The sequence below is a fragment of the Candidatus Sulfotelmatobacter sp. genome (genome assembly GCA_035498555.1).
GTDB lineage: Bacteria > Eisenbacteria > RBG-16-71-46 > RBG-16-71-46 > RBG-16-71-46 > DATKAB01.
The window spans coordinates 1-2,765 of the sequence record DATKAB010000144.1 but is presented as its reverse complement, the minus strand read 5'-3'; the positions used below and the strand labels follow the sequence as shown (position 1 = coordinate 2,765).

Genomic DNA, 2,765 nt, shown 5'->3' with positions numbered 1-2,765 from the left:
CCGCCGCTCCATGGCGAGACGGGCACGCGCGCCGCCTCGGCGATCAACTTGCTCGTGATCTTGTCGCCGAGCCGCCGCATGGTCTCGGCGCGCGGCCCGAGGAACGTGATCTCGAGCGCCTCGAGCTTCTCGACGAAGCTCGGATCCTCCGCCAGGAACCCCCAGCCCGGCCACACCGCGTCCGCCCGCATCGCGCGCAGCGCCGCGAGCACGCGGTCGTGGTCCAGGTAGGCCGGCCGCAGCGCCCCGTTGCCCGACGGCCGCAGCGCCGGCCCCAGCGACAGCGACTCGTCGGCCTCGCGCACGAACGGCGCCGTGGCGTCGGGCTCGGTGTAGAGGGCGATCCCGACGAGATCGCTCCCCTCCTCGGTCCGAAGCTCGCGAAGCGCCCGCAAGGCGCGGGAAGCCGCCTCGCCGCGGTTCAGAATCGCGATACGCCGAATCGAGCTTCCCACCTGGCTAGCCGCCCCTCGTCGATGGTAGCCCAATCGAGACCCCGGAAGGCTCCGGCACCTCCGCGGCGCGTGGGCTGGATCTTCGAGCGGGATGGGCGCGCCCGCCGAGCGCGACGGCGCCTCGAGCTAGCTCTTGGCCGGCAGAGCTCCCGGGAAAACCTTGGCGAAGGAGAGGAAGCTCAGAAAGAACAGGCCGAGGAAGCCGACGGCCACCCCGATCTCGATCGGCGAGAACGGCGTGATCGCGGCGCCCGCGAGCACGGCGTCGGGCGGGACCAGCGACGGCGTCACCAGGATGTAGCGCTCGAGGTAGAAGCCGAGGAGCGACCCGCAGGCGATCGGGCCGAGGATGGCCGGGGTCATCTTGGGCTTCTGGCCCAGGAGCACCCAGAACGGGAACACCCAGATCAGGAACCAGACGGAGAGCGACAACTTCACGTACGGCTCGGCGATGCGCGTCCAGAAGCCGGCGAAGTACCAGGTGTCCTGCACGAACTGAGTGCCGAGGCGGTGGATGATGAAGGACGTCTCCTCGGGGATGTTCGCGTACCAGATCACGAAGTACTGCGACCAGAACAGGTACATCCAGAAGATCGAGAAGGCGAAGATCATCTTGCCCAGGTCGTGCATGCGGCTCTTGGTGATCTCGCCCTCGAGCTCGTTCGAGTTGCGCATGACCAGGCAGATCACGGTGGTCATCGTGACCGCGCACAGGAAGCCGCCCCAGCCGAAGTAGGCGGGGAACATCGTGCTCACCCATTCGGGGGCGAGCGACATGATCATGTCGATGCCGATCAGCGAGTAGCAGATGGCATACGACAGCACGAGCACCGCGGCCAGCTTGCGCGTGCGGCGCGTGGCGAACTCGCGCTCGCGCTCCTCGCCGAGCCAGCCGGCGGTCCAGCGCTGGTAGAGCGTTCTGCGCAGGCCGGTCGCGGACTCGCGCGCGCGGCCCAGCATCGGGCGCACCGACATGTACAGGTAGAGCAGCGAGATGAACGTCACCCAGAGGAGCGCCGCGGTGTCGCGGAAGAAGGTGAACGTGGGCTCGTACCAGAACTCCTTGCCCGGCACCGGGTGCTCGACCCACTCGAACAGGTGGTGCCGGCCGGCGTAGATCACGACGAAGAGCAGCGTCGAGATCGGCACGTACGAGCCCATCGAGTCGCACACGCGCTGGATCGGACCCTGCCAGCGCGCGTTGGTGAGCCGCATGGCCGCGGACAGCACGAGCGCGCCATTCGAGAGCACCGCCCACAAGAGCCAGTTGTGCAGGAACACGCGGTACGCGCGGTTCGCGGTCTCGGCGTCGGAGCTCGAGGCCGCGAACAGGAACGTGACGGCGCCCAGCACGAGCAGCACGCCGAAGATGCCGGCGGCGGCGGTGGGCAGCGAGCGAGGGGTGGCGACGTCTTGGCTCACGGTCACTGAACCCCTTTGAAGAGCGTCCGGAGGTAGTTGATGATGTGCCAGCGGTCCTCGGCCGCGATCTGCGGATAGCCGGGCATCAGGGGCTTCCCGTAACGGATCTTGGTGTAGATCATGCCGTCGGTGTAGCCGGGCGTGGCGACCAGTGGGAACGGTGCTGCGCCGTTCGCGCCGAGCTTCACCGCCACCGGGTTCTCCGGGCTCTGCGCGGCCATGCCGTCCTGGCCGTGGCACACCGCGCAGTAGGTCTCGTACTCGTGCTTGCCGCGCGCGATCGACTCGGGCGTGGCGGCGACCGGGTTCTGGATGTCGTGCGCCACCGGCGAGTACATCGGCATGGCGGCGAGCATCGGGTCGTCGGGCGCCAGCCGCGCCGCCGTGCCGCCGGCCGGGATCACGCCCTCGGGCGGGTCGATCGGGCGCTGCTCGAGCGTCTGCACCGCCGGCTCGTTCTTCATCTGATCGAACCAGTGCTTGTCGACCTGCTCCCAGCAGCCGGTCCCGCAGACGAGCGCGAACAGCCCTCCGACGGTGGCGGCGCGCGCAGCGAGGCGGAGGCGAGCGAAGGCGATCAGACTAGCCCTCGACAACGCGCACCTCCGTCGAGCCGGCGCGGCGCAGCACTTCCTGCGCGCGGTTCACTTGGTCGCCGTGGCAGTTCACGATGCAGCCGAACACGTCGCCCGAGAAGCCGGGCTGGTAGGCGTCGTGGCCCTTCCGGGTCAGGAACATGCCGAAGAAGATCAGACCCGCGACGGTCGCGAGACCGCCGAGGAGGATGTTCAGCTCGAAGCCGATGATCGTGTAGGGGACGATCGACGCAAACGGCTTGCCGGCGATCACGAGCGGCCAGTCGTACGCGACCCAGATCTGCATGAAGTA

4 protein-coding genes are annotated in these 2,765 nt (G+C 68.5%); all 4 read right to left on the bottom strand.

Annotation, left to right across the window (positions count from 1 at the left end; translation table 11 throughout):
* Positions 1-455, bottom strand: a 455-nt coding sequence (locus VMJ70_12155) for a biotin carboxylase N-terminal domain-containing protein (GenBank protein ID HTO91876.1), incomplete at its 3' end; no start/stop codon positions are given.
* A gap of 126 nt (positions 456-581) precedes the next feature.
* On the bottom strand, positions 582-1,877 hold the full coding sequence (locus VMJ70_12150) for a hypothetical protein (GenBank protein ID HTO91875.1): 1,296 nt from the start codon (positions 1,875-1,877) through the stop codon (positions 582-584).
* A 2-nt stretch (positions 1,878-1,879) separates the two neighbouring features.
* A complete protein-coding gene (locus VMJ70_12145; GenBank protein ID HTO91874.1) occupies positions 1,880-2,473 on the bottom strand; it encodes a cytochrome c in 594 nt (197 codons plus the stop codon).
* The coding region (locus VMJ70_12140) for a quinol:electron acceptor oxidoreductase subunit ActD (GenBank protein ID HTO91873.1) at positions 2,460-2,765 on the bottom strand (306 nt) is incomplete at its 5' end. The genes VMJ70_12140 and VMJ70_12145, both read right to left, overlap by 14 nt.